The following is a 25,103-nucleotide window of genomic DNA, read 5'->3' as shown; positions in this document are numbered from 1 at the left end:
TGAAAGCGTCTAGCATGGTTGCCCGAAAGACCCGACCGGCCGCCCTTACCGGCCCAGCGTGGTAGGAGTTTTGACATGCCGCAGCTCATTTTCTTCGCCGTCGTCGGCGTCGCCGCCTATTTCGGCTACCGCACCTTCCTGCGCGAGGCCGAGCGCGTGACGGCCAAGGTGCGGCGGACCGAAAAACAGGCGGCCAACGGCGCGATGGGAACGCTGGTCAAGGATCCGAAGACCGGCGAATACCGGCTGGCCAAGGACTGACCCTCATTTCACTCGCAATAGAGACTGTGGAATCCGGTCCGCGTGTCCGGACCTGGGCGGCACCCGCCAAGATAAATCTTGCTTTGCACGTCACCGGCAGGCGCCCCGACGGTTACCATCTCATCCAAAGCCTGGCTGTGTTCACGCGCTTTGGCGACAGGATCGAGATCGCGCCGGCTGAAGCCGACGATTTCAGCGTGTCCGGCCGCTATGCGGCGGACGTCCCGCTCGATGGCGGCAATCTGGTGCTGAAGGCACGCGATGCGTTGCGGCAGGCCGCCGGCATTCGGAGCACGCCGCCCGTGACCATCAGGCTCGAAAAGAACCTTCCGGTCGCGTCCGGCGTGGGCGGAGGGTCGAGCGACGCGGCGGCCGTGCTGCGCGGGCTGGCGGAGAGCTGGGGCCTGGACATCGACAGCACCGAGCTGGCGCGGATCGGTCTTTCGCTAGGCGCCGACGTGCCGATGTGCCTGGCGGCAAAGCCGCTGGTGGCGCGCGGCATCGGTGAGGAGCTGTCGATGGTGCCGGATTTTTCGGCGCTGGGTCTGGTGCTGGTCAATCCGGGAACGCCCGTCTCGACAGCGGAAATCTTCGCTTCACTGTCCCGTCGCGACAATGAGCCACTGCCGCCGCTGCCGCGCAGCATCGAGTTTCACAGCCTGCGCAACTGGCTGGAGGTGACCCGCAACGATCTCGAGCAGCCAGCCCTTGCGATGCAGCCCGCCATAGGCAGGGCGCTTTCATGGCTTGATAAGGCTGGATCGGGTTTTTCACGAATGTCCGGATCGGGCGCGACGTGCTTCGGCCTGTTCGAGACCGGCAATGTCGCCAAGCGCGCGGCGGCCGAGATCCGCGGCCGCCAGCCCGACTGGTTCGTCGCGGCAACGCGCAGCATGGCATCGGAGGCTGAGTGAGATGGCCAGGACTGACGAGAGCCGTGCCTTCATTCCGGTGCGCATCGCGGTGCTGACGGTTTCCGACACACGCAGCCTCGCCGAGGACAAGTCCGGCCAGACGCTGGCCGATCGCATCACCGCGGCCGGCCACATCCTGGCCGGCCGCGACATCGTCACCGACGACCGCGAAAAGATCCGCGACACCGTCCTGGCGTGGTCGCGGGACAAGGCCATCGACGTCGTGATCACCACCGGCGGAACCGGCTTCACCGGCCGCGATGTGACGCCCGAGGCGCTGGAGCCGATTTTCGAAAAGCGCATGGACGGCTTTTCGGAAGTGTTCCACCGCATCTCCTACGACAAGATCGGCACCTCGACGATCCAGAGCCGGGCGACCGGCGGCGTCGTCAACGCCACCTTCGTCTTCGTGCTGCCGGGCTCGCCCGGTGCCTGCAAGGACGCCTGGGACGGCATCATCGAGGCACAGCTCGACTACCGGCACATGCCTTGCAACTTCGTCGAGATCATGCCGCGCCTGGACGAACATCTGCGGCGCGGCAAATCAGCCCCTTAAAAAGCCTAGGCAAAGTGCCGACTTCACGCCGTGTTCGCCAGGCAGAACAGCGCCGGGCGCCTTCGAACGGCCATTCCAAACCGGATGCCGGAGACAGTATCTTCGTGGGCGATCCCTACCGTTCACGAGAAGGCAGATATGGCCGTGCAAACTGGAACCATGCACACTGGTGGGTGCCATTGCGGCAATATACGCCTGCGATTTTCGACCGAGCTGGATCCATCGCAAATCGAAGTCCGCGCCTGCCAATGCTCGTTCTGCACAAAGCATGGCGCGCGCGCCGTCGCCGATCCTGACGGCAGGCTGATCATCTCGGTCAAGGACGCAAGGCGATTGCGCAAATACCGGTTCGGACTGGAGACCGCCGACTATCTGATTTGCCGAGAATGCGGCGTCTATGCCGCCGCGATCGCCGGGGAAAATGACGAGGCCAGGGCCATCCTGATCGTCAACGCCCTGGACGATCACAGGGCGTTCACCGGAGAATCGGTCCTGGTCGACTTCGACTGGGAAAACAGAGCTGAGCGGCAAGCCAGGCGTCGCCTTCGCTGGATGCCGGTCGAGATGAGCTTCGCCTGACCTGCCTTCAGCGGATGACCGGCTCGCCATGGAAACGACGGCGCGACGGCTTGGAGACGCCGAAGCCAACTTCCATCATCAGCCGTGGCGTGCGTGCCGGCACCGTGCCCATGTGGAAACCGAAGGGGTCTTCGACGAAGCCGAGGCCAGCCTCTCCGGTCAGGGTCACCGGGCTCTGCTCGCCATACACGTCCAGCACATCCTTGGCGGGATGGCCGACGAGAAGGGTGAGCTGATGCCTTATGGCGCGGCGCCTGTGGCTTCCCCTGACATAGACATGCGGACCGGTCTCGGCGTCGACGGGCTTGAGGTAGAAAAAGAATTTCAACATCCGCCAGTCATCGAGATCGAAATGATACTTGCCGAGCGAGGCAAGGTTCTTGTCGGCGTCGGACGCCTCGCCGGTAGGAAAACTCCACCAGACGCGTGTCGTGATGAGTTTCGCCTGAGCGCCGAGATAGTGCGCGGCGATGTCGAGCAGCAGCGGGTCGCGCTGTATGGCGAGTGCCGCCGGGCAGTCGAGGATGCGTTCGAAATAATGGCCGCTCAGCAATGAGCGGCCAAGGCGCTCTTCGGCTTCGGCATGTTCGCCGGGCACGAATTCGAGCCGGCGGTCGAAATTGCCGTAGCAGGGCGTGCGCCGGGCGAAGCTGGCAATCTCCTCGTGGATATCAGGCGGCAGGATCAGCCCCGAGAACAGCCCGTCCGACCGCAACGCGCCGACGACGGCCTCGCGCTGAACGCCCCTGAACATCGTGTCCCCGGCATTGTCGGCCGGACGAGCGCGCTTCGCGCCCAGCCAATGCATCCGGCGCCCGGGCATGGTACGCGCCAGAACGAACATCGGCAGCCAGGCAGGGTTTTCGCGCAGGTCCTTCAGATAGGTCGGGATGCGCACGGCGATGCGGCGCAGCAGGCTGCCATTGCGTGCAATGGCCTCGAGACTGGCAGTGCCGGACTTGTCAGTGGTCGAAAGGTTCATGGGGATCCTCAAGGGTATGATGCAGCGCCGACGCAATGTCGGAGCCTGCCGTTCCGGCATGACCCAAACCCAATTCACCCGCCTTGTCGGAAAGTTACCCGCGCGTCAGTTTTTGTGCAACGCACAATGGACAGAGCAGCCGCAAAAAATCACCTCTGCCTCGGCGGCGCCGCCCAGATCTCGGCGTCGAGCTTCTTTGTCGCCAGACCGCGCGCCAACGCCTCGGCGCTGCCGGCACTCTTGGACAGAGATGCCGCCTGCCGCTTGCTGATCACCAGTCCGTCGGCGAGCGCACGGTTTGCCGAAAAGACCCGGGCCAGGAACGGCGGACGGCTGCCCCGCGCCCGCGAGAACCGGGCGGCCATTGTCTGCCTGGCGGTATGGGCGACAACCGCGTCGATCCAGCCCTCCACCAGCCTCGCACCCGGTTCGAGAAACAGCAGCCAATCACCCTTGGCCTGGCGGATGCCGGCGGCGATGCCGCCGCTCCCCACATAGTGGCAGCCAGCATGCTCGGCCACGCGATGCGTGTGGTCGGTGGAGCCGGTGTCGCAGACGACGACATCGCGCACCACGCCCTCGACCGCGCCGCCGATCAGCGTCGCCAGCGTGCGGGCGAGACCCTCCTCGTCATTATGCGTTTCGATGAGAACACTGAGCATCATGAGCCGAATAGCGGAAAGCGCTGGCCGACGCCAGTTTTTGCGCCGCACCATAAAAAGTTCTTGCTTTGTTCTCATCAACAAAATAGGAATAATTTCCATGAGCAGAGCGATTCGACAGAACATGGACAGTCCCTGGGAGCGGGCGAAGATGGAACCGATCATGCGCGCCGACATTGCAGCCTTCGGAGCAGGACGAGCCGAAATGGCCAACGCGATGATCGAGCAGAGCGGCATGCGGGTCCGTCCGGACCGCAACCGTGGCCGGTCGGCAGGCATCAATCCGTCCGGCCGGTTCGAACCTGTGAGCCGACATGTCTTCGACGACGGCTGGAGTTCGCTGGAGGAACTGCCCCCGTTCAAGACCGAAGTGCAGGTGGAGAAGCCGCGCACCATCATCACCCGCAACGAATCGCCGGACATCTCCTTCGACCGGTCGATCAATCCCTATCGCGGTTGCGAGCACGGCTGCGTCTATTGCTTCGCGCGGCCGACACACTCGTTCATGGGCCTGTCGCCGGGCCTGGATTTCGAATCCAAGCTGTTCGCCAAGCCGGACGCGGCACGCCTGCTCGACAAGGAGTTGTCGAAGGACGGCTACCAGCCCCGCACCATCGCCATCGGCACCAACACCGATCCCTACCAGCCGATCGAGAAGCAGTACCGGATCATGCGCGAGATCCTCGAAGTGCTGGAGGCACGCGGTCATCCGGTCGGCATCGTCACCAAATCGGCCCTGGTGGTGCGCGACATCGACATTCTGTCGCGCATGGCCGAGCGCGGGCTCGCCAAGGTGGCGCTGTCGGTGACGACGCTCGACCGCATGCTGGCCAGGACGATGGAACCCCGCGCCTCGACGCCGACCAAGCGGCTGGAAGCGATCAGGCAGCTTTCGGATGCCGGCATTCCGGCTTCGGTGATGGTGGCGCCGGTCATTCCGGGCCTGACCGACCAGGAGATGGAACGCATCCTCGACTCGGCACACCATGCTGGGGCGCGCGAGGCTGGCTATGTGGTGCTGCGCCTGCCGCTGGAGGTCAGCCCGATCTTCAAGGACTGGCTGCTGCGTCACTATCCCGACCGCTATCGCCACGTCATGTCGTTGATCCGTTCGATGCGCGACGGCAAGGACTACGATTCGGAATGGGGCAAGCGCATGAAGGGCGCCGGCCCCTATGCCTGGCAGATCGGCCGGCGCTTCGAAATCACCGCCAAGCGGCTCGGCCTCAATGCGGAGCGGCGCACGCTGCGGACTGACCAGTTCGTGGCCGCCGGCAAGGACCAGGAGCAGTTGATGCTGCTCTGAAAATTGAAAATCGCCGCGGCTGTTCATGACCGCTGCGGCCAATAATCCCGTCCGGCCTGCCCCGGCCTGCAGACGGTGCCCTCCCGGTCCGGCGCCCCACCCGACCCGGAGGGACTTGCGGAGAATCGGAGCCGATGCGAACCTCGCCGCAACATGGCTCGCGCGCGTTCTGATTCTCCGCTTCTCTTCGAAATCGTCGAGAAACCCGATTTCTCCTTCGAGACGAAGGCGATGGCCGATGGGTTATGGCCGGTCGCGGGGATGGACGAAGCCGGTCGTGGCCCGCTGGCGGGTCCGGTCGTCGCGGCAGCAGTGGTGCTCGACCCCGCCAACATTCCCGAAGGACTCGACGATTCAAAGCGGCTTAGCCACTTGCAGCGCGAAGCGCTGTTCCTGCGCATCCTCGGTTCCGCGCTCGGCGTCTCGATGGCGTCGATCAGCGCGGAGGGTATCGATGGCAGCAACATCCTCAAGGCGAGCCTCGAAGCGATGCGCCGCGCGCTGGTCGGGCTGCCGGTTCAGGCAAAGCTCGCACTCGCCGATGGGCGCGACGTGCCGCCGGGACTGCCCTGCGAAGGGCGCGCGCTGATCAAGGGCGACCAGCGCTCGCAATCGATCGCCGCCGCCTCGATCGTGGCCAAGGTCATGCGCGACCGCATGATGTGTGGCTGCGGCAATCATCACGATCGTTACGGCTTCGAAGTCCATATGGGTTACGCCACGGCCCGGCATCGCACGGCGATCGAGGCGCACGGGCCGGTGGCGCGGCTGCACCGCACCTCGTTTGCGCCGTTCAGGCTTGGGGGTGTCGAGGTGGTTGAGGAAGAGAGCTTGGCCGGGCTGGAGTGAGGCGAAAGCGGCGCCGAACTACAGCCGATCTCCCCCTCGTGGGGGAAATGTCCGGCAGGACAGAGGGGCGCTGTCCCGCCGACCTGTCAGTTCATTGCGATCAGATTCGCCCGATACTTCTCAGCCGGTGCGACGGATAAAGAATCGAACGCCGGCGATCCTTCGCGCCCCCCTCTGCCCTGCCGGGCATCTCCCCCACGAGGGGGGAGATTGGCGGCGTCAACACACCGCACAACAAAAAAGCCGCCAGGTTCCCCGGGCGGCTTTTGATTTGCTTGATGTTGTCAGCTCAGTTCAGCTTCGCCTTCACGTCCTGCAGCGCGGACTTGAACAGGTCGGCTCCGGCCTTGGCGTCAACCTTGGCGGCGAGCAATGCGCGTGCCGCCTCGACAGCGATGTCGACGGCGCTGGCGCGCACTTCGCCGATCGCTTCGCGCTCGGCCTGGCCGATCTTCTGTTCGGCAAGCGCGGTGCGCCGGGCGACATAGTCCTCGGTCTTCTTGTGGGCCTCGGCGGCCAGCAGTTCGGCCTCGCGCTTGGCGGCCGCGACAATGTCGGCAGCCTCCTGCTCGGCTTCCTTGCGCTTCTTCTTGTACTGGCCAAGCAATTGCTGGGCCTCGTCGCGCAGCTTGCGTGCCTCGTCGAGCTCACTGCTGATCCTGGCGGCGCGGGCGTCGAGCGCCTTGGCGATCATGCCGGGCACCTTGATGTAGACGGCGATCGCCAGGAAGATGATCAGGGCAATCGTGGCCCAGAGCGTTGCGAGAGATGTAGCGTCCATGATGCGCTCCTCACCGGGCCACGGATTTGACCGCGGCCGCGATCTCGGCCTTGCTGGCCTTGCCGCCAACGAGTGCCTCGACGATCGCCGAAGCGGTATCCTCGGCAATGCTGCCGACTTCCTTCATGGCATTGGCCTTGATGGAAGCAATGCGTGCCTCGGCCTCGCCAAGCTTCCCGTCGAGCGCAGCCTCGATCTTCTTGCGCGCGGTATCGGCTTCCGCCTTGGCCGCATCGTTGGCTTGCTGGCCGATCGAGTTCGCGTTCTTCTTGGCTTCCGCCAGTTCCTGCTCGTAAGCGGCAACGGCGGCGTCTGCCTCGCCCTTCAACTTGGCAGCCTGGTCGAGATCCTGGCTGATGCGGTCGTTGCGGACATCGATGATGCCCCCGACGCGCGGCATCACGACCCGCTTCAGGAAGAGGTAGAACAGCCCGAACGTAATCGCCAGCCACAGAAGCTGCGACGGAAACGTCTCCGGATTGAATGGCGGAAACGTGCCGTGCGCTTCGGCAGGCACGCTGGTGCCGGAATGCGTGTCGCCTCCGGTCGCAGCGTGGCTGGTGTCGGCTGATGGCGCGGACTCTTGCGCGAAGGCAGATGTCACGAACATGGACTATCCCCAGATATCAGGCCCGCCGCTTGCGCGGCCGGCCTGTCCAATCTTCTCAGTACTCAGCCGAACAGGGCCAGCAGCGCGATGAGAAGCGAGAAGATGCCCAGAGCTTCGGTCACGGCGAAGCCGAAAATCAGGCGGCCGAACTGGCCGTCGGCAGCCGAAGGGTTGCGCAGCGCGCCCGAGAGGTAGCTGCCGAAGATGTTACCCAGGCCAATGCCCGCGCCACCCATGCCCAGGCAAGCAATGCCGGCGCCGATGTACTTTGCTGCTTCTGCGTCCATTTGTTCAACTCCTTTGGATCTGAAAATTCCGTTGCGATTTCATCCGGCACCAATGTTGAAAACTCTTGGCCGGAACTCTTGCCTCAGTGCCCGGGATGCAGGGCGTCGTTGAGATACATGCAGGTCAATACGGCAAAGACGTAGGCCTGCAGGAAGGCGACCAGCAGTTCAAGCGCCGTCAGCGCCACCGCCATAGCCAACGGCAGGATCGAACCCGCCACGCCGACCGCGCCCAGCGCGGAGAGGCTGACGACGAACCCGGAGAAAACCTTGAGCGTGATGTGGCCGGCAAGCATGTTGGCGAACAGACGAACCGAGAGGCTGACCGGGCGCGACACGAAGGAAATGACCTCGATCAGCACCACCAGCGGCAGCAGGAACACCGGCACGCCATGCGGCACGAACAGCTTGAGGAAACCAAGACCATGCTTCATGAAGCCGTAGACCACCACGGTTCCAATCACCAGGGCCGCGAGGCCGAAGGTGACGATGATGTGGCTGGTGACCGTGAAGAAATAGGGAAACAGGCCGAGCAGATTGGCGACCAGCACGAACATGAACAGCGAGAACACGAAGGGGAAGAACTTCATGCCCTGCGTGCCGGCGGCGTCACGCAGCATGTTGCCGACGAATTCATAAGCCATTTCGGAGACCGACTGCAGCCGGCCTGGAACCAGGCTGCGGCTCGACGTCGTCAGGAACAGGAACGCCGCGGCGACAACCACGGTGGCGACCATGAACAGGGCGGAATTGGTGAAAGACAGGTCATAGCCGCCGATCTCGATCGGTATCAGCTTGTTGATATGGAACTGGTGGATCGGATCGACCTTGTCAGCTGCCACGTTCAAACTCCGTCAATGCCGCGTACGGCCAAAATTACCTTGCCGCATGGAAGCGGCTATTTCCAAATGCCGCCTGAAGGGCGGTCATTTGCCGTCGTCCCGGTCACGGCGCGGCTTCGCGCCTTGTCCGAATTCCGCCACAACGCCAGCCGAACGCATGACATTGAGCACGCCGGCGCCAAAACCAAGCAGCAGGAAAACGATCAGACCCCACGGCGATGTCCCCGCCATACGGTCGATGATCCAGCCGATGCCGGCGCCCACGACCACCCCGGCGATAAACTCGCTGGATAGTTTGATCGCCTGACCGTATCCGGTCACTGGTTTCGCGTCGTCTTTCCCCTCGAGCCGGTTCGGCAGCCTTGTCGCAAGCGATGCTCCAAGTTCACGCCGACGTCGCTCAAGATCGTCGTCGCGGATTTCGGCGTCATGCTCTTTGCCGCGGCCGGTTTCTCCGGTTCCGTCTGGCCCTTTTTTCTCGGCCATCGCAACCCCCCTGCCCGGGCAGACCGTCACCGTCCGTCCGCTTCTAAAGTCGCCGGCAACATAGTTAGAGGGTTTGCGCCCGTCAAGCCACGGAGGGAAGTTCCGCGCTGTGTATTTTAAATAGTAAAATCAAAGGATTAGAAAGGTGCGACATCGTGCCCGCGGCGATCGGAGGGATGCGTTGCGCGAATCCCCCGGGCAATGGCTCTCCGATCGACCGTGCGACCGCCCGAAAAGAGAGGCGCCCGGCGGTCGGCTCAGCTCCAGCCGCCACCATAGGTCCGGTAAAAGATATGCAGGCCGATCTTGGTCATCTTCTGCATCGTGCGCGCCCAGCCGGGATGGACATAGTTGGCGTAGTAATGTGTTGACGATCCCACCTCCGGAATGAAGATCTTGCCAGCGGTGACGGCCATGCCGATGTCTTGCGCGGTCTTGTAGGCGACGGGGTTGTCGATGCGCTTCTTTCTGCCGTCGCAAGCGAATGAAAACTGACAGCGGTTGAACCAGCTGTCGTTCTGGTAGACGACGCCGCAGATCGAATTGGGATAGGCGGGATTGCGGACCCGGTTGAGGATAACCTGGGCGACGGCGGCCTGACCGCGCACGGTTTCGCCGCGTGCCTCGAAATAGATGCCGTTGGCCAGGCATTTCTGCTCCGGCTTGGAGAAGACGCTGGCCGGAAGCGGATTCTGGATCCAGGCGTGGTCGCCCTTGGCCATCGGCGGAATGAAGCGGCCGCTGTTGGGCTGCTCGTCCTGAAGCAGGGCTTCAAAGGGTGAAGCCTTGGCGTAGTCCGGCTCGGATTGTGCGTAGGCGGTCGCCAGCACATCGGGGTGGTCGTTGTTGACGAGGGCGGCGAGCATGGCCGGCACGCCGGGATCCGGCTTCTTGTCTTCACGCGCGTGGAATGCGGCGGCGATCTGGATTTCCTTGCCTTTGATCTGAGGCTTGGCGAAGGCCATTTTCAAGCCGCTGTCCATGCTCGGCCGCATCAGCGAGGAGGTCCGCTGGAAGATCGAGCCGGCATTGAAGTTCTTCGGCGGCGCCACCGGAGAGACCTGGACGATGCGGCCCTTCTTGTCGGCGCGCACGACCCGATCCTCGTCGGGCGACCCGCTGACCTTGCCGCCCTTGCCGCGGAACGAGACGGAGCCGATACCGGGAAGGCGAACGCCGGAACCCGAGATCGAGCCGGTGACGTCGGAATCGACGAACGGCATCTCGGCGGCGTGGACCGAGCCGGCGACGGATTTCTCGACATAGGAGTTCCAGCGGGCGGTCGGCGCTTCGAGGCCGGATACAAGGCTTGTCATGTCCTGGTAGGCGGCGACGGTCGGAAAGCCGATCCAGATGCCGAGGCCGATGATGAACGGAGACACAAGGCCGCGTTTCTTCTCACCGGCGGCGGCGGCCAGCCGCGTCAAGACACGTCGATGCACGGAACTCTCTCCAGGAACGCTACTGACCCCACTGGAGAGCAAAATGATGCATTAACCTTGATGGGACGTTAACGGGATCGGTCGGGTTTTCTCAGCCGGCTGGAGGTCGTGGCTTCGAAGTCCGGCGGTTTTGCGGCGGGAGCGCACAGGCCCGCTTCAGGAAGATCGGCCAGGCAACCAGGGCGCAGGCGGCGGCCGACAGCCAGACGCCGGGCCATGACCAGAGGTGCAGCAGCCCTGGAATGGCCACCGGGACGAGGAAGAAGCCGACGAAGACAAAGCTGTTGGCAAGGCTGAGTGCCGTTCCGACATGGCCGGCACCGGCCAGCGTGGCAAGTTCGGTATAGGCAACGCCGTGCCAGGCGGAGACCGAGATGCCGGCGACGACAAGCACCAAGGGCAGGACGGCGATCAGGAAGGATTGGCTGGCAGGCATTGCGGGAACGGCCAGAACCAGCAACCAGAGCACCACGAAGGCCAGCGCGCTGAGCGCACTGCACAAGCGAAGAAACTGACGGCGGTTGCCGTGGCGGTCGGTAAAGCGGCCGCTCCAGACGCGCATGACCATGGCGCCGACTTGTACAGCGGCGAGGCTCGCGCTGATCGCCGTCGTGCCAAGCCCGGCGAAGTCGTGCAGGAACACCGACGCGAAAGTGAGGACCGCCACTTGCGGAAAGCAGAGCAAGCCGATCGCGGTCGAGATGCGCCAGACCTCGATGTTGCGCAACGGAGCCGGTCCATCCGATAAGACGGCGTGGGCTTCACCCGCCGGCGGCGGTTCGTGCAGCCAACGCCAGGCAAACAGTGCGGAGAGAGCGGATACTGCCGCCAGAAGCCCGAATACCGCAGCAAAACCGAAAGCCAGGGCAAGCGAAGGCAGGACGAGCGCGCCGAGGCCGCCGCCGAGCGGCACCGCCGTCTGCCTGATGCTCATGGCGAAACCGCGCTCATTCTCGCGGAACCAGGCCATGATAGCGCGGCCGCTCGAACCATTGACACTGCCGCCGAGCAGTCCCGTGACGAGCAGGCTTGCCGCCAGCAGCATGACATCGGGAATGCCTGACATTGTCGGCACGACCAGCATCGCCATGGCCAGGAGCCAGGCCGCCGTCGCGCCAAGCCCGATCAGAAGCACGCGGCGATCTCCCCAGCGATCGGTGAGCAGACCCCATGGCAATTCGCTGAGCGCAACCCCCAGCCCAAGAAGGCCGAGTGCCAGGCCGAGTTCGGCATTGCCCAGGTGATAGCTCTGGCGAAGCACCACCGCCGTTGCCGGTATGCCCGAGAAAGTGGCCGAAAAACCGGCATTCGCGGCAACCCCGATGCCCAGGACCTTCCACCGGTGGTTGGGGCCGAACACTCTGCCGGCAGGGCTGGCAGCGCTGCCTTGCAGGATTTGTGGTGGCTGTTGATCTGCACAGTCGATGGCGGACATGATTTCATTCCCGTTGCGGGCCGGTGTCTCAGGCCTTGACGGCATCTCTCTATCGCCATAAATCCGTCCTTAAAATAAGGAAGTTTTTGACGATCAATCCTGAAAAACAGGACATTACGATGCAACGGGTGACATTCGACCTCGACGTCCTCAGAAGTTTCGTCACCGGCATGGAGCTGGGCAGCTTCGCCAAGGCCGCCGACCGGCTTGGCCGGTCGACCTCGGCGGTCAGCGCGCAATTGAAGAAACTGGAAGAACAGGCAGCGACGCCGATCTTCCGCAAAGTGGGGCGCGGCCTGGCGCTGACCGAGGCCGGCGAGACCATGCTCGGCTATGCGCGCCGGCTGCTCGATTTGAACGACGAAGCGGCGGCGGCCATCCATGACGTCGAACTGGAAGGCTGGGTGCGGCTCGGTCTGCAGGAGGATTTCGGCGAGGCCGTGCTGCCGGACGTGCTGGGCCGATTTGCCCGAGCCCATCCCAAGGTCAAGATCGAGGCCAGGATCGCGCGCAGCCACGACCTCGCCGAAAGGGTGATGTCAGGCAGCCTCGACATCGCGCTTGCCTGGCACTGTGGCCAGACGCTGCCCTATAGCGAGCATGTCGCCGATGTTCCGATGCGCTGGATCGGTCCGGCCAAGCGCATCGAGACGAGCCTGCGCGACGGCGAGCCACTGCCGCTGGTGGCGCTCGAAGCGCCATGTCTGCTGCGCACGGTCGCGACTGAAACGCTCGACCGCGCCGGGCTGCCCTGGCGCATGGCCTTCTCGAGCCCCAGTCTGGGTGGCATCTGGGCGGCTGTCGCCGCGGGGCTGGGGCTGACGATCCGCACCGACATCGGCTTGCCGGCCAGCGTCAGTGCGATGACGCCCGAAATCGCCGGTCTGCCGGCGCTGCCCAAGATGGCGCTGTTCCTGCATCGCCGGGATGCCGAAGCCGAGCCCGTGGCGGCCCGCCTTGCCGACATATTACTGGAGGCGGCGCGGCAGGCCCTGCCGGAAAATACGCGGACCGCCGGCTTGCGTGCCGCGGCCTGATCAGCACGAGCGCCGAGGCTCAGCCGCGCTTCTTGGCCCGGCCGGCGAACGGATTGTCCGACGTGCGCAACGCGATGCGGATCGGCACGCCCGGCATGTCGAAGGCCTCGCGCAGGCTGTTGGAGAGATAGCGGACATAGCTCTGCGGCATCGCGTCCGGCCGCGAACACTGGACCACGAAACCCGGCGGCCGCGTCTTGGCCTGGGTGACATATTTGACCTTCAGCCGGCGCCCGGCAACGGCGGGCGGCGGGTGATGCGCCAGTATGGCCTCGAGCCAGCGGTTGAGCTTGCCGGTGGAAACACGGCTGTTCCAGACCTTGTGCGTCCTCAGCACCGCATCCATCAGCTTGTCGAGGCCGCGTCCGGTCTCGGCCGAGACCGGCACGGCCTGGATGCCGCGCGCCTGCGGCAGCAGCCGCTCGGTCTTCTCGCGCAGTTCGGCCAACAGCTCCTGCGGGTTATCGATCAGGTCCCATTTGTTGAAGGCGATCACCGGTGCCCGCCCCTCGCGGATGATCAGGTCGGCGATCTGCAGATCCTGCTTCTCGAAGGGAATGGTGGCGTCGAGCACGATGATGACGATCTCGGCGAAACGGATGGCGCGCAGGCCATCCTGCACCGACATCACTTCCAGCTTTTCGTGGATCCTGGCCTTGCGGCGCATGCCGGCCGTGTCGAACAGTTTTATGCGGCGGCCGCGCCAGTCCCAGTCGACGGAGATGGAATCGCGGGTGATGCCCGCCTCCGGTCCGGTCAGCAGCCGTTCCTCGCCGATCAGCGCATTGATCAGCGTCGACTTGCCGGCGTTAGGACGGCCGACGACGGCGATGCGCATCGGCCTGGTATCGTCATAGGCCGGCTCGGCATCCGGATCGGCGATGTCCTCGCCGATCAGCACTTCGTTGATGGCGGCTTCTTCGTCTTCGCTGTCCTCGTCTTCACCGAAGGCGCGCGCCTCTCCAAGCGCTTCGATCACGGCGTCGCGCAGGTCGGGCATGCCCTGGCCGTGCTCGGCCGAAACCGGGATCGGCTCGCCAAGCCCGAGTTCCCAGGCCTCCAGCATGCCGCCTTGCGCGCCCTTCGCCTCGGCCTTGTTGGCAACGAGGACGACCGGTTTGCCGGATTTGCGCACGATCTCGGCAAAGGTCCTGTCATCGGGCAGCAGGCCGGACTTGGCGTCGATGGTGAAGAAGATCAGATCCGCCTCGCGGATGGCGATTTCGGTCTGCGCGCGCATGCGGCCCGGCAAGGTCGAGGCGCCGGCATCCTCAAAGCCCGCTGTGTCGATGACGTCGAAATGCAGATCGTAAAGCTTGGCGGCATGGACACGGCGGTCACGGGTGACGCCCGGCGTGTCGTCGACAAGCGCCAGCTTCCTTCCCACCAGCCGATTGAAAAGAGTCGATTTGCCGACGTTAGGTCTGCCTATGATGGCGACTTTGAAGGTCACGATGCACTGCCCGACCCGCGGATCAGTTCGGACATCAAGGTCGCCCGCTCGCGCGTGTTGCGCGGGGCGCCGTCATCGGAGGCGATCTGGTCGAACAGTTTCAGCGCGTCCTGCGTCTTGCCTTCCTTCCAGGCCGCAAGCCCGAGCGCCTCGCGCGCGCTGTGGCGCAGCGTGTTGGTGTCCGAGGTCAGCGCCTCGACACGGCTGGACACGTCGGCGAAGGAGCCATGGTCGACGAGCAGGAGTGCTGCCCTCAGCCGCGCCATGTCGCGCAGGCCCTGGGGAATGGCGGTGTCGGCGGCGACGTCGTCGAAATCCTTGACGGCTGCGTCGACGTCGCCCTTGTTGGCCTTGACGGTCGCTGCGCGCATGCGGGCGAGCAGCGGATAGGCGCCGTAGCCATCCTTCTCCAGCTGATCGAGCGCGGCCAGCGCGTCGTCGTTCTTGCCGTCATTGGCAAGCTTCAACGCCTGCGAGAAAGCATCGCCGGAGCGGTTGGCGCGCGTCTCGTCCCAATAGCGATAGCCGACGAAGGCGGCGGTACCGAGCACCACCAGGATGGCAATCACAAGCAAGGCCGGGCCGAAACGGTCCCACAGCTTCTGCGCCTGCTCGCGGCGCATCTCGTCATTGACTTCACGGATAAAACTGTCGTCGGACATCGATCAAAACCATTCTTGGCCCCGGGCCGGGGCCGTTCGTGAGCCCGCGTTTTAGCGAAATTTTGTCGGCATGGAAGGGGTTCGACCGGAAAATCGGCTATTCCCGGGGGCAAACGGATGTTTGCCCCGGGGCAAACCCACGAAAACCCAATCGCACCGGCGCCACATTTCGGGGATAGCCGGCTTGCTGACCACCCGGAGCCTGTAAAATTGCCGATGCCCAGTCTGTCCCGTGTTATTGCGTTTTCGCTTGCCTCGCTCGCCGCCGCCGGCGCGGCCCTGGCCGACCCGCCCGCGCCAGCAGAACCAGCGAGGCCGAAGCAGGTCGTCATCATCTCGTTCGACAGTGCCCGCGACATCTCGCAGTGGAAGCGTAGCCGGGCGCTGGCCCAGCGCACCGGGGCGCATTTCACCTATTTTCTGTCCTGTGTCTTCCTGCTGTCGCCCGAGACACGCGGCCAATACGCGGCACCTGGCAAGACCGCGGGCAAATCCAACATCGGCTTTGCCGCCTCCAGGCAGGACGTGGCCGAGCGGCTGGAACAGATCGGTCTCGCCGCCCATGAGGGCCACGACATCGCCAGCCACGCCTGCGGCCATTTCGACGGCAAGGACTGGAGCAAGGCCGACTGGCTGACGGAATTCGCCTCGTTCGAGCACATTCTAGAAAACGCCTATGCCATCAACGGCATTGCGCCCGAACCCGAGGGCTGGCGCGATTTCGCGCATGCGGTGGCGGGTTTCCGGGCGCCCTACCTGTCGGCAAGCAAGGCGCTTTACGAGGCGCTGCCGGCAGCCGGCTATCAGTTCGACGCCAGCGGCGTTTCAAAGGGCCCTGCCCTGCCGCCGACCATCGGCGGCATCACCCGCTTTTCCCTGCCGCTGATTCCGGAAGGGCCGAAATCACGGCCGGTGATCGCCATGGATTACAATCTCTATGTCCGGCATTCCGGCGGCTTCGAGCGGCCAAGCAAGGCCGGCGAATTCGCCGACCGCACCTACCAGGCCTTCCGCGCCGCCTTCAACACGCAATATCAGGGCAAGCGCATTCCGCTGGAACTCGGCTTCCACTTCACACTGATGAATGACGGCGCCTACTGGAACGCACTGGAACGCTTTGCCGGCGAGGTCTGCGTCAAATCAGATGTCGAGTGCATCAGTTTTCGCGATTATGTTTCGCGGCGGGACGGCAGCCAGAAGCAGGCGACGGTTGGCGGCTGAGCTGCCAACCCGTTTCGCATAAATCCCAGACTTCCTAAGCCGGGTCTTCTGCACCCTGCCTTGCCAGATAGCGCTGATCGATGTCCGGTAACGGCTCACCCAGCAGCGTCGCCTCGAAGGCGCGCAAGCGTTTATGGACCGACTGCAGTTCGACGATAGTCGACCAGGAGGTAAGCAGGAATTGCAGCGAACCCGTCACCTTGCCGAAGGCGTTGGAGATCTGGTTCAGCGCACCGAACGTTATCTTGTGCGCGACCAGCGACGGACCCAGGATCAACAGCGAGAAAATGTTGTCGGCCTGCAGGTAGGTGTACCGGACGACGTTGAAATAGATGTAGTGGAAATAGAGCCGGAAATAGTTGTGCCGGACATTGGCAAACAGCTCGGCGGTGGTGGCGGGTTGCGCCCTGTCCGCATGATCCTCGCCATAGACGAGTTCCTTGCGGTAGGCGGCTTCGACGCGCTGGTTACGGAACTGCAGCCCCGGAAGCTTCATGCCGGCAATCATCACCGAGATCGTGCCGAACAGACACCAGGCAAGTGCCGCGACCACCAATGGCTGCGGGATCGCGCCGATGATCGGCAGTTCGCTGATATGGGCCTGCAACTGGATCATCACCGGCAGGAAGGCGATCAAGGTCATGATCGACTGGACGAAACTGGAACCGAGATCCTCCATGATCTGCGAGAACCGCATCGTATCCTCCTGGATACGCTGCGAGGCGCCCTCGATATGGCGCAGCCTGCTCCAGTTCTCGATAAAGTAGTTGTTCATCGCCGTCCGCCAGCGGAAGATCCAGTGGCTGACGATGAAGGCATTGACCACCTGCACGTTCATGCCGACCAGCGCGAGCCACGAAAAGTCGGCCAGCCCGGTGTAGAATTCGCCGTTGGTCGATTTTCCGGTCCCCGACATCAACCCTTGCACATAGTCGAAGAAGGGGCCGTACCAGGCGTTGACGGCGACGCTGACCTGCACGTTGAAATAGATGAAAAATAGGATGACCGCCGTCATCAAGATCGACCAGCGCTGCCAAGGATGCGGCGAATACCAGCTCCAGAATGCGTAGAAGATGGCCACGCAAAGCGCGAAATAGATGTAAAACCAGAGGAACGGTTTCGACACCAGCACGGCGATGCCGATGATGGGCGCCGCATCGGCGGCTGCCGGCGGAAGGCCCACAAGGCCCCCCAATTGCTCCCCGCCGAAAAACCAGAACAGGATCGCCGCAAGGCTCCAGATGGCGGCCGAAGAGAAGAAAAGCTTCGGCTGCGGGAAGAAGGATACGAACACTGTGGCGAATTCCTCGATCTATGCGCAAATCAGGTGGGTTCGGCGGGCATAAGGTCACACATTAGGGGGAAAGAAAATGCCTGCCCGAGTTCAGGCGCAGAGCAAGACCACAAATCATGGCGATTTTGGCGCGGCCGACCATGTGACGGCGCCGGAGACGACCAGGACGGCCGCGGCGACGATGGAGGCGAGGAAGAAATCGCCCGACGCCTGGGCCAGAAGCCCGGCCGCGATCGGGCCGATGATCTGGCCAAGACCGAAGGAGGCGGTCATCAAGGCAAAGATGCGCCGGGGTGACTTCGGCGCCTGCTGCCGTGCGGCCTGCAGGCCAAGCGCCGTGATGGCAATGAAGGTGCCGCCGAGCAGCACGCCGCCAAGCAGCGGCCCCGTGCGCCCGCCTGCGGCGACGCTCGCGGTAACGCCGACAACTTCGACGAAGCACCCCAACGCATAGGCGGCATAGAGCCCGATCCGCGCCGATATCTTCTGCCAAAGCCAGACCGAAGGGAAACCGGCAAGGCCGGCAACCATCCACACTTCGGCCTCGAAGACGCGGCTGCCGCCGCCTTGGCGGACGATGGCGACGAGGAAGGTCGCCGTCACCACATAGCCGAAACCGAACAGGCCATAGGCGACGATCGCCTTCATCAGCGACAGGTCTTTCGGCAGCGCCGGCTCGTGGACGGCTTCGCCATTGGTGAGCGGACCCTGGTTCGCCAGCAGCGCCACGGCGACGAAGCCGCAAGCCGAAATCGCGCCCGACCACAGCCAGCCCTGCGCCCAGCCGGCATGTTCTGTGACCAGCACGGCCATCATCGCCGCCGACATCGCGATGCCGAGGCCAACGCCGCCGAAATGCCATGCCTGCAGGTCGCCCCGCCCGGCCTCCGCGATATGGCTGAAAACGATGCTGGCCATGAACACCATGACGAAGGCGCTGGCCAGACCGGCCAGAAAACGGATGGCGAGAAAGGCGGCCATGGCATCGGTCAGCCCCATAAGGGCGGCCAGCACGGCGCTGGCACCGAGGGCTGCCAGCATCAGCGAACGCTCGCGTCCGTGCGCCCAGTTGCCCGCCGCCACCAACGCGCCGACGAGGTATCCGAGATAGTTGGCCGAGGCGATCCAGCCGGCATCGGCCGGCGACAGATGCAGTTCCTCCATCATGCCGGGCAGGATCGGCGTGTAGACGAAGCGGCCGATGCCCATGGCGACGGCCATGGCGATCATGCCGGCGAAGGCGTAGCGAAGCGCTGTCGATGGGGCCGATGTCATTGCAGTGCACAATAAATCTGCGCACGGGTGAAACAATCCGCCTTGTGTTGGGCCAGTGCCGGACCGCGCGCTCAGCAGCGCCCGCCGAAACCGGCGTTCAGCGAAACGGTCTCATGCACGGTCCGGCGCGCCGTCAAGCGGAACGGCACATCGCCGAGTTCGCGCTCCGACATCGCGTCAAGCGCGGGATGCGCAAGCGGATCGGTCAGCCAGCTCAGCGTGTCGACGTCGCAGCGCGTGTCATCCGACGAAGCGGCGGCGAACAGGACCTTCAGCGACGACAACATCCTCAGCATTTCCGGCTCCATGGGCCTGTCTCCGTCCATAAGTCAGCCGTTTCGGTATCTCTTTCAATTGAGATTTCGGCCGGGTCGGTTTAGAAAATCTCAAATGGCCATGCTCAACCGCGTTCATCTCAACGGCCTTCGCGCCGTGGAAACCGTCGCCCGTCTCGGCTCGCTCGCGACCGCCGCCAGCGAACTCAACGTTTCCGTCAGCGCCGTCAGCCAGCAGGTCAGCCGCACCGAAAAGCAGCTCGGCCAGGCCCTGTTCGAGCGCACGACGAGCGGTCTCGTCCTGACCGAATTCGGCGCCATCTTCGCGGCCCGCCTTGGCGCTGGCTTTCGCGAGCTTGCGCAGGCCGTGGCACTGGCCGACGAGGCAACCCAATGCACATTGGTTGTTTCGGCTGCGCCTGCGTTTGCCTCCAAATGGCTGCTGCCACGGCTGTCGCGCCACTTCGACCGGCATCCCAACGTGCTGTTGCGCATCGACGCCTCGGTGCGGCTGGCCAATCTCGATCATTCCGACATCGACATTGCCATCCGGCTTGGCGACGGCAAATGGCCGGGCGGGAAGGCGGAGCTCATTTTGGCGCAGGAAGTCTTCCCGGTCTGCGCGCCTGGCATTGCACGGAAACTGAAGTCGATCGGCGACCTTGCGCGGACCTGCGCCATCACCGACGAGCGGGCGATGATAAACTGGGCAAGCTGGTTCGCGGCGGCCGGCGTTCCACCCGTCACCTTCCAGAAAGGCGCGCGCTTCACCGACCCGATGCTGTGCCTGGAATCGGCGATCGCCGGCCATGGCGTGATGCTGGGCTGGCAATTGCTGACGGCCGACGCGCTGGCCGATGGGCGGCTGGTGGCGCCGTTCGGAATCCGCGCCCAGAGCGGGCTCGGCTACTGGCTGGTGACCTCCGCCACCAAGGCCGAAAGCCGCAAGGTCCGGGACTTCAAAATCTGGATCAAGGAAGAGATCGCGGCGACGATGGCGCAGTTCGGATCGTCGGTCGCGGAGCCCAGTGGCACGATCGCGGTGGAAAGCACCGAGGCACCGGTCTATGTTCAATCATAAATCCCACGACGACAGGCAGGATCATGACCACACATTCGCGCGGCGTTTCCGCAACGATCGACCCGGTGAAGCTCGACAGGCTGGCGGAAGTCGCCATCAAGGTCGGGCTGCAATTGCAACCCGGACAGGACCTGGTGCTGACATCGTCGATCGCGGCGCTGCCGCTGACCAGGCGTATCGTCGAGCACGCCTACAAGGCCGGCGCCGGGCTGGTGACGCCGATCTTCAACGATGACGAGATGACGCTGGCGCGCTACCGCTTCGGCGCCGATGCCGGCTTCGATCGCGCCGCCGGCTGGCTCTATGAAGGCATGGCGAAGGCCTTTTCCAACAATGCCGCCCGGCTCGCCGTACGCGGCGAGGATCCGTCGCTGCTGTCGGCGCAGGATCCGGCGAAGGTGGCGCGCGCCAACAAGGCCAATTCGATGGCCTACCAGCCGGCGCTGGAGAAGATCACCGGCTTCGACATCAACTGGAACATTGTCGCCTATCCGGATCTGGCCTGGGCCAGGCAGGTTTTCCCCGGCGACGCCGACGACGTGGCGGTGGCGAAACTCGCCGACGCCATCTTCGCCGCCTCGCGTGTGGATGTCGAGGACCCGATCGCCAACTGGAAGGCGCACAATGCGGCCTTGCGCGGCCGCACCGAATGGCTGAACGGCCACGATTTCCATGCGCTGCACTTCACCGGACCAGGCACCGACCTGACAGTCGGGCTGGCGGACGGCCATGAGTGGATGGGCGGCGCCTCGACCGCCAAGAACGGCATCACCTGCAATCCCAACATCCCGACCGAGGAAGTCTTCACCACGCCGCATGCACGGCGTGTCGAGGGCCGTGTTTCCTCGACCAAGCCATTGTCCTACCAGGGCACGCTGATCGACGACATCTCGGTGCGCTTCGAGGGCGGGCGGATCGTCGAGGCCAAGGCCTCGAAGGGCGAGGACGTGCTGAAGAAAGTGCTCGACACCGACGAAGGCGCGCGCCGCCTCGGCGAAGTGGCGCTGGTGCCGCATTCCTCGCCGATCTCGGCCAGCGGCCTGTTGTTCTTCAACACGCTGTTCGACGAGAACGCCGCCTGCCATATCGCGCTCGGCCAATGCTATTCGAAGTGCTTCGTCGACGGCGCCTCGCTCAGCCAGGACGAAATCGGGGCGCGCGGCGGCAACAAGAGCTTCATCCACATCGACTGGATGATCGGCTCGGACAAGATCGACATCGACGGCATCGCCAAGGATGGCAGCCGCGTGCCGGTGATGCGCAAGGGCGAGTGGGCCTGACACGCGCGCCGTGGAGCTGTGATGGCCTTCGACCTAGCGGTCAAACGTGTCTACGACGCACCCGGAAAGGCCGACGGCCAACGGGTGCTGGTCGACCGCATCTGGCCGCGCGGCGTCAGCAAGGAGGATGCCGCTCTGGCGTTGTGGTTGAAGGACATCGCGCCGAGCGATGAGCTGCGCAAGTGGTTCGGACACGAGCCGGCACGCTGGGCGGAGTTTCAGGAGCGATACTGGACCGAACTGGACGGGAATGGTGAGGCGGTGGCGCAACTGCGCGGCTTGCTTCGCGAGGGCAAGGTGACGCTGCTCTACGGCGCGCATGACGAGGCGCACAACAACGCGGTGGCGCTGGCGAAATACCTGCTTCGTCATCCTCGGGCTTGACCCGAGGATCCATGCCGTGACTTTCATCGAAGGACGCGACGGGGCAGAATTCTCAACCGCTGCAGCACGTTAGCGTCACGGCATGGATCCTAGGGTCTGCGCCGCGTCGCTTCGCTCCTTGCTCCGCCCTAGGATGACGACGGCATAGGGTGCCGCGCTTAACGAACCTTACTTTACAGCCTCCTCATAAACATCCGCCTTGAACCCAACCAGCACCCGATCCCCCACTTCCAGCACCGGCCGCTTGATTATCGTCGGCTTGGCCAGCATCAGCGCTTTCGCCTTCTTCTCGTCGAGGCCCTGCCTGTCCGCCTCCGGCAGTTCGCGAAACGTCGTGCTGCCTTTGTTGAGCAGCTTTTCCCAGCCCACCTTGCCGACCCAGCCATTCAGCTTGCCGGCCTCTATTCCTTCGGCCCGATAGTCATGAAAACGATAGGGAACGTCATGGCTCTCCAGCCAGACCCGCGCCTTCTTGATCGTGTCGCAATTGGTGATGCCGTACATGGTGATCGTCAAGACGTGCTTCCTTTGGGCTGACCGTCGAATCCGTTTCGCAACCTAGAACCGCCCTTCCCGCTTTGCCAGAAGCTCGTGAAATTTGCCGCTTGCAAACACTAAGGAATTTACCTAAGTATTAATGACCACTTTTGACGACCCAGGACCATCGATGACCAGCCTCCAGAGCGCAAATCCGATCCCCCCGCCGATCGATGGTATTTTTCGCGCGCTTGCCGACCCGACACGGCGGCGCGTGGTCGAGCGACTCAACAGGAGCCCCGCTTCGGTCAGCGAACTGGCACAGCCTTTCGAGATGGCCCTGCCTTCCTTCATCGACCATCTCAAGATTCTCGAAGGCTGCGGGCTGGTTCGGTCGCAGAAGACCGGCCGGGTCAGGACTTACGAGCTTGCGCCCGAGCCATTGAAGCTCGCCGAAAGCTGGCTGGCTGAGCAGCGCACGCTCTGGGAGCGCCGCCTCGACCAGTTCGACGCCTATGTGATGACACTCAAGGAGCAGGAAACATGAGCTATCCCTTCAAGCCGGATCCCAGGCTGGACCTCGTGCTGGAGCGCGTGCTCGACGCGCCGCACCAACTGTTGTGGCGCGCCATGACGACGCCGGAGCATGTCAGGCAATGGTTCACACCAAAACCATGGGTGATCACCGACTGCGAGATCGACCTCAGGCCAGGCGGGTTGTTCCGGACACGCATGCAGTCGCGCGACGGCAACGAGGTCAGCGACCGCCATTGCTGCTATCTGGAAATCGTGCCGAACGAGCGGCTGGTGTGGACGGATGCGCTGCTGCCGGGCTATCGGCCGTCAGGCGAGCCGTTCATCACTGCTGTGATTTCGCTGCAGCCGGATGGCCGGGGCACGCGCTACACCGCCACCGCCATCCACCGCGACGAGGCGACCCGCGACAACCATGAAGAGATGGGTTTCTTCGACGGCTGGGGCACGGTAGCCGATCAGCTTGCGCAATATGTGAAGACGATTTGAGCTTCCTGGGTGGCGGCCAGGGCATCGCTGGCCGCCATGTTGATCTCCGCCTTCGCGGCGAAGAGCGCGGACTCCGGAAAGCCAGCTGTGTTTCCGACCTCAGTAGTAAAATCGCTCTTCGGCGATCTTGCCGTTCTTGACCGTGTACAGGCCAACCTCATCCATGGTGACACGCTCGCCGGTGGCCTTGGGCGTTACGTCAAACGTGAAGCGCACCGCGAACTGGTCGCCGTTGACATAGGGTCCTTCGACCGAGCCGCCATGCACTTCGTGGTTCTCTTGCCACCACTGGCTCTTTTGCTTGAGGGCCTCCTTGCCGCGGCTGACGGCCATCGGCCCCTCCATGGCTTCGTAGCTGACGATAGCGTCGGCATTGTATTTTTCGGCAGCGCCGTCGCTGTTGCCTTGTTTAAGAAGCTCGGTGAAGTCCTTGGCGATTTCCGTGATGGTCATTTGTGTTCCTCCTGTTTGGACGCATTGCAAGTAGGGAACAGCCCGCTGACATGCCATCAGCTGACGGGTCGATAGCTGACATGACCCTGTCAGGATAAGCGCCTGACCAGCCTATCGCGGACCGACTTCGGTTGCAGAGGCACGCCAATTCCGCGATGCTGGGTGCATGTGTAACCTCTACAACATCACCACGACACAAGAGGCGGTCCGCCAATGGACGCGCGCACTGCGCGATATCAGCGGCAACCTTGAACCATCCGTCGACATCTATCCCAATCAGCCCGGCCCCGTCGTCCGCAACACGGCAGACGGGAAGCGTGAGCTGGCCAGACTGCTTTGGGGGTTGCCAACGCCACCTGAGCGCATGAAGGGAAAGGCCGACTACGGCACGACCAACGTTCGCAATCCACAATATTCGCACTGGCAACAGTTTGTCGGGGTCGAGCATAGATGCGTCGTGCCGGTCACCAGTTTTGCCGAACCCAGCCCGACACCGAGTGACAAGGACCCAGAAACCGGCATCCAACGCAACTACTGGTTTGCCCGTGACGATAGCCGACCGCTGTTCTTCTTCGCCGGATTCTGGACCCGTTGGCAGGGTATTCGAAAGGTCAAGGACGGACCCGGCGACTTCGAGTTATTCGCCTTCATGACAACCAAGCCAAACGCCCTGATCGCGCCGATCCATGAGAAGGCTATGCCAGTAATCCTGACCACGTCGGAGGAGACCGAGGCCTGGCTTACAGCACCTTGGGCAGAAGCACGGCATTTGCAGCGAACAGCACCAGACAACGCGTTGGTGATCGTTGAGAAGCCAGCCACACAAATCAAGTTTCCGCAGCAGGCACCGGCGCAAGGATCTCTGTTCTAGGCTAAGGGATAGCCGCGTTCCTCATTCCTCGTCTCGCCATATCACACGGCGAACCATGCGGATTTCGACAAGGCGTCTCACACGAATTTTCAAGCGCTCCGCAGCACTCGGCAAAATTATGTCGGCATCAAGTTCGCGAAGCTTGCAGCGCTCGCACCGCATATGCCGTTCGACATCCCAAAAGGGAATGTCACCGACAAGCTTCGCGAGATCGCCAGGCAGATAATGCCGGGTGATGTTGCAGTGCCGGCATCGGACACGAATGAGTTGCCCGACTTCGTGCGCGAGGCATAGGGTTTGCACATTTCGGCGCGGTCGGGTGCTC

General features: G+C 63.5%; 31 protein-coding genes. 15 read left to right on the top strand and 16 right to left on the bottom strand.

Annotated features, from left to right (window positions below; translation table 11 throughout):
• Positions 1-75 precede the first annotated feature (75 nt).
• From EN851_RS18950 to EN851_RS18935, 4 genes are all read left to right on the top strand, one after another.
• Entirely contained in the window at positions 76-261 is a 186-nt protein-coding gene (locus tag EN851_RS18950; protein WP_127277518.1) for a hypothetical protein, read from the top strand.
• Between the two features lie 26 nt (positions 262-287).
• A complete protein-coding gene (locus tag EN851_RS18945) occupies positions 288-1,175 on the top strand; it encodes a 4-(cytidine 5'-diphospho)-2-C-methyl-D-erythritol kinase (protein WP_135929818.1) in 888 nt (295 codons plus the stop codon).
• A 1-nt stretch (position 1,176) separates the two neighbouring features.
• Entirely contained in the window at positions 1,177-1,731 is a 555-nt protein-coding gene (gene moaB, locus EN851_RS18940) for a molybdenum cofactor biosynthesis protein B (RefSeq protein ID WP_135865283.1), read from the top strand.
• Between the two features lie 138 nt (positions 1,732-1,869).
• Positions 1,870-2,310, top strand: a complete 441-nt coding sequence (locus tag EN851_RS18935) for a hypothetical protein (protein WP_127277524.1) — start codon at positions 1,870-1,872, stop codon at positions 2,308-2,310.
• A gap of 7 nt (positions 2,311-2,317) precedes the next feature.
• On the opposite strand, the gene EN851_RS18930 is transcribed toward EN851_RS18935, so the two are convergent.
• Positions 2,318-3,292, bottom strand: a complete 975-nt coding sequence (locus EN851_RS18930) for a hypothetical protein (RefSeq protein ID WP_135929817.1) — start codon at positions 3,290-3,292, stop codon at positions 2,318-2,320.
• A gap of 149 nt (positions 3,293-3,441) precedes the next feature.
• Positions 3,442-3,954, bottom strand: a complete 513-nt coding sequence (locus tag EN851_RS18925) for a glycosyltransferase (protein WP_135929887.1) — start codon at positions 3,952-3,954, stop codon at positions 3,442-3,444.
• 151 nt (positions 3,955-4,105) lie between these two features.
• On the opposite strand from EN851_RS18925, the gene EN851_RS18920 reads away from it, so the two are divergent.
• Both EN851_RS18920 and EN851_RS18915 read left to right on the top strand, forming a co-directional pair.
• The gene (locus tag EN851_RS18920) at positions 4,106-5,260 is read left to right on the top strand and encodes a PA0069 family radical SAM protein (RefSeq protein WP_135929886.1); all 1,155 of its coding nucleotides are present in this window, start codon (positions 4,106-4,108) and stop codon (positions 5,258-5,260) included.
• A gap of 153 nt (positions 5,261-5,413) precedes the next feature.
• Positions 5,414-6,109, top strand: a complete 696-nt coding sequence (locus EN851_RS18915) for a ribonuclease HII (RefSeq protein ID WP_127280809.1) — start codon at positions 5,414-5,416, stop codon at positions 6,107-6,109.
• A gap of 289 nt (positions 6,110-6,398) precedes the next feature.
• Here the strand turns inward: EN851_RS18915 and EN851_RS18910 are convergent, their stop codons facing one another.
• The 7 genes from EN851_RS18910 to EN851_RS18880 all read right to left on the bottom strand — a co-directional run bounded on the left by EN851_RS18910 (position 6,399) and on the right by EN851_RS18880 (position 11,992).
• Entirely contained in the window at positions 6,399-6,890 is a 492-nt protein-coding gene (locus tag EN851_RS18910) for a F0F1 ATP synthase subunit B (protein ID WP_127280808.1), read from the bottom strand.
• A 10-nt stretch (positions 6,891-6,900) separates the two neighbouring features.
• Positions 6,901-7,500, bottom strand: a complete 600-nt coding sequence (locus EN851_RS18905) for a F0F1 ATP synthase subunit B (protein ID WP_127280807.1) — start codon at positions 7,498-7,500, stop codon at positions 6,901-6,903.
• A gap of 62 nt (positions 7,501-7,562) precedes the next feature.
• A complete protein-coding gene (locus EN851_RS18900) occupies positions 7,563-7,787 on the bottom strand; it encodes a F0F1 ATP synthase subunit C (protein ID WP_013896722.1) in 225 nt (74 codons plus the stop codon).
• Positions 7,788-7,870: 83 nt separating this feature from the next.
• Entirely contained in the window at positions 7,871-8,629 is a 759-nt protein-coding gene (locus EN851_RS18895; protein ID WP_027142301.1) for a F0F1 ATP synthase subunit A, read from the bottom strand.
• A gap of 84 nt (positions 8,630-8,713) precedes the next feature.
• A complete protein-coding gene (locus EN851_RS18890) occupies positions 8,714-9,115 on the bottom strand; it encodes an AtpZ/AtpI family protein (RefSeq protein ID WP_127281075.1) in 402 nt (133 codons plus the stop codon).
• Positions 9,116-9,372: 257 nt separating this feature from the next.
• Positions 9,373-10,557 (bottom strand): cell wall hydrolase, encoded by a 1,185-nt coding sequence (locus tag EN851_RS18885; protein WP_135929816.1) that lies wholly within the window; start codon positions 10,555-10,557, stop codon positions 9,373-9,375.
• Between the two features lie 91 nt (positions 10,558-10,648).
• Positions 10,649-11,992 (bottom strand): MFS transporter, encoded by a 1,344-nt coding sequence (locus EN851_RS18880; RefSeq protein WP_135929815.1) that lies wholly within the window; start codon positions 11,990-11,992, stop codon positions 10,649-10,651.
• Between the two features lie 119 nt (positions 11,993-12,111).
• Between EN851_RS18880 and EN851_RS18875 the strand changes: the two genes are divergently transcribed.
• The gene (locus EN851_RS18875; protein WP_135929814.1) at positions 12,112-13,029 is read left to right on the top strand and encodes a LysR substrate-binding domain-containing protein; all 918 of its coding nucleotides are present in this window, start codon (positions 12,112-12,114) and stop codon (positions 13,027-13,029) included.
• Positions 13,030-13,048: 19 nt separating this feature from the next.
• On the opposite strand, the gene der is transcribed toward EN851_RS18875, so the two are convergent.
• Positions 13,049-14,482, bottom strand: coding sequence for a ribosome biogenesis GTPase Der (der, locus tag EN851_RS18870; RefSeq protein WP_135929813.1), 1,434 nt, complete (start codon positions 14,480-14,482; stop codon positions 13,049-13,051).
• The gene (locus EN851_RS18865; RefSeq protein WP_127281117.1) at positions 14,479-15,144 is read right to left on the bottom strand and encodes a tetratricopeptide repeat protein; all 666 of its coding nucleotides are present in this window, start codon (positions 15,142-15,144) and stop codon (positions 14,479-14,481) included. The genes der and EN851_RS18865 overlap by 4 nt, the downstream gene beginning before the upstream one ends.
• Positions 15,145-15,360: 216 nt before the next feature.
• Between EN851_RS18865 and EN851_RS18860 the strand changes: the two genes are divergently transcribed.
• On the top strand, positions 15,361-16,365 hold the full coding sequence (locus tag EN851_RS18860; RefSeq protein WP_127281116.1) for a polysaccharide deacetylase: 1,005 nt from the start codon (positions 15,361-15,363) through the stop codon (positions 16,363-16,365).
• A 34-nt stretch (positions 16,366-16,399) separates the two neighbouring features.
• Here EN851_RS18860 and sbmA read toward each other — a convergent pair whose 3' ends face one another.
• The 3 genes from sbmA to EN851_RS18845 form a co-directional block, all read right to left on the bottom strand.
• On the bottom strand, positions 16,400-17,659 hold the full coding sequence (sbmA, locus tag EN851_RS18855; RefSeq protein ID WP_135865271.1) for a peptide antibiotic transporter SbmA: 1,260 nt from the start codon (positions 17,657-17,659) through the stop codon (positions 16,400-16,402).
• 114 nt (positions 17,660-17,773) lie between these two features.
• The gene (locus EN851_RS18850; protein WP_135881556.1) at positions 17,774-18,934 is read right to left on the bottom strand and encodes a YbfB/YjiJ family MFS transporter; all 1,161 of its coding nucleotides are present in this window, start codon (positions 18,932-18,934) and stop codon (positions 17,774-17,776) included.
• A gap of 71 nt (positions 18,935-19,005) precedes the next feature.
• The gene (locus EN851_RS18845; RefSeq protein WP_127873071.1) at positions 19,006-19,230 is read right to left on the bottom strand and encodes a hypothetical protein; all 225 of its coding nucleotides are present in this window, start codon (positions 19,228-19,230) and stop codon (positions 19,006-19,008) included.
• 94 nt (positions 19,231-19,324) lie between these two features.
• Here EN851_RS18845 and EN851_RS18840 point away from each other — a divergent pair, with 94 nt between their 5' ends.
• From EN851_RS18840 to EN851_RS18830, 3 genes are read left to right on the top strand one after another with little or no spacing between them, the layout of a single operon-like run.
• On the top strand, positions 19,325-20,290 hold the full coding sequence (locus EN851_RS18840) for a LysR substrate-binding domain-containing protein (protein WP_135929812.1): 966 nt from the start codon (positions 19,325-19,327) through the stop codon (positions 20,288-20,290).
• Positions 20,291-20,313: 23 nt separating this feature from the next.
• On the top strand, positions 20,314-21,570 hold the full coding sequence (locus EN851_RS18835) for an aminopeptidase (protein WP_135929811.1): 1,257 nt from the start codon (positions 20,314-20,316) through the stop codon (positions 21,568-21,570).
• 21 nt (positions 21,571-21,591) lie between these two features.
• Positions 21,592-21,954: a DUF488 domain-containing protein gene (locus tag EN851_RS18830; RefSeq protein ID WP_135929810.1), complete on the top strand. Its 363-nt coding sequence runs from the start codon at positions 21,592-21,594 to the stop codon at positions 21,952-21,954.
• A 168-nt stretch (positions 21,955-22,122) separates the two neighbouring features.
• On the opposite strand, the gene EN851_RS18825 is transcribed toward EN851_RS18830, so the two are convergent.
• A complete protein-coding gene (locus EN851_RS18825) occupies positions 22,123-22,470 on the bottom strand; it encodes an ArsC family reductase (protein ID WP_135929809.1) in 348 nt (115 codons plus the stop codon).
• A 151-nt stretch (positions 22,471-22,621) separates the two neighbouring features.
• On the opposite strand from EN851_RS18825, the gene EN851_RS18820 reads away from it, so the two are divergent.
• Positions 22,622-22,978 carry a metalloregulator ArsR/SmtB family transcription factor gene (locus EN851_RS18820; protein ID WP_127278564.1) on the top strand — a complete coding sequence of 119 codons (357 nt, stop codon included), beginning with the start codon at positions 22,622-22,624 and terminating at the stop codon, positions 22,976-22,978.
• A complete protein-coding gene (locus EN851_RS18815) occupies positions 22,975-23,454 on the top strand; it encodes an SRPBCC family protein (protein WP_127278565.1) in 480 nt (159 codons plus the stop codon). The genes EN851_RS18820 and EN851_RS18815 overlap by 4 nt, the downstream gene beginning before the upstream one ends.
• 99 nt (positions 23,455-23,553) lie before the next feature.
• On the opposite strand, the gene EN851_RS18810 is transcribed toward EN851_RS18815, so the two are convergent.
• Positions 23,554-23,907: a nuclear transport factor 2 family protein gene (locus EN851_RS18810; RefSeq protein WP_127278566.1), complete on the bottom strand. Its 354-nt coding sequence runs from the start codon at positions 23,905-23,907 to the stop codon at positions 23,554-23,556.
• A gap of 166 nt (positions 23,908-24,073) precedes the next feature.
• Between EN851_RS18810 and EN851_RS18805 the strand changes: the two genes are divergently transcribed.
• Both EN851_RS18805 and EN851_RS37710 read left to right on the top strand, forming a co-directional pair.
• Positions 24,074-24,778 carry an SOS response-associated peptidase gene (locus EN851_RS18805; protein ID WP_135865420.1) on the top strand — a complete coding sequence of 235 codons (705 nt, stop codon included), beginning with the start codon at positions 24,074-24,076 and terminating at the stop codon, positions 24,776-24,778.
• 162 nt (positions 24,779-24,940) lie between these two features.
• Complete coding sequence (locus EN851_RS37710; RefSeq protein WP_272483024.1) at positions 24,941-25,072, top strand: hypothetical protein; 132 nt, start codon at positions 24,941-24,943, stop codon at positions 25,070-25,072.
• The last annotated feature ends 31 nt before the right edge of the window (positions 25,073-25,103 follow it).

It is taken from the genome of Mesorhizobium sp. M8A.F.Ca.ET.208.01.1.1 (genome assembly GCF_004791315.1).
GTDB lineage: Bacteria > Pseudomonadota > Alphaproteobacteria > Rhizobiales > Rhizobiaceae > Mesorhizobium.
Note: the sequence above shows the minus strand (reverse complement) of the source record. Positions and strands in the feature narration are given on the sequence as shown.